The organism is Methylococcus sp. S1M (assembly GCF_051295855.1).
Taxonomy (GTDB): Bacteria; Pseudomonadota; Gammaproteobacteria; order Methylococcales; family Methylococcaceae; genus Methylococcus; species Methylococcus capsulatus.
In genome coordinates this window covers 1-469 of sequence record NZ_JBPDXO010000040.1, presented here as the reverse complement: position 1 = coordinate 469, position 469 = coordinate 1, and the positions used below count along the sequence as shown (strand labels likewise).

The window sequence follows — 469 nt, the reverse complement described above, 5'->3', positions numbered from 1 at the left end:
GTACCAGCGTTGCTCGAACTGCATCGGGCTGAGGTAGCCCAGCGACGAATGCAGCCGGCGGTGATTGTAGAAAGCCACCCAGTCCAGTACCGCCTGCCGGGCCTGCTCTCGGGTGGCAAACTTGCACCCGTGCACGCTGGCGGCCTTCAGCCGCCCCCAAAAGCTCTCGGTCGGGACATTGTCCCAGCAGTTGCCCTTGCGGCTCATCGATGAGCGCATGCCCCAGTCCCGCAGGGCCTGCTGGAACTCATGGCTGCAGTATTGACTGCCCCGGTCGCTGTGGAAGATCAGCCCAGGCGGCGGACGCCGGCGCCACCACGCCATGGCCAGGGCATCCTTGACCAAGCCCGTGTGCATGCGCTCCTGCAGGCTCCAGCCCACCACCTGGCGGCCAAAGAGGTCGATGACCGCAGCCAGGTACAGCCAGCCTTCGTCGGTGGCAATGTAGGTGATGTCGCCGCTCCAGAGC

The 469-nt window shown here is 65.7% G+C and carries 1 protein-coding gene; it reads right to left on the bottom strand.

Annotated elements, in window-relative coordinates:
* A partial coding sequence (locus ACSHWJ_RS15995) for an IS3 family transposase (protein WP_432540112.1) occupies window positions 1-469 on the bottom strand: 469 nt, incomplete at both ends.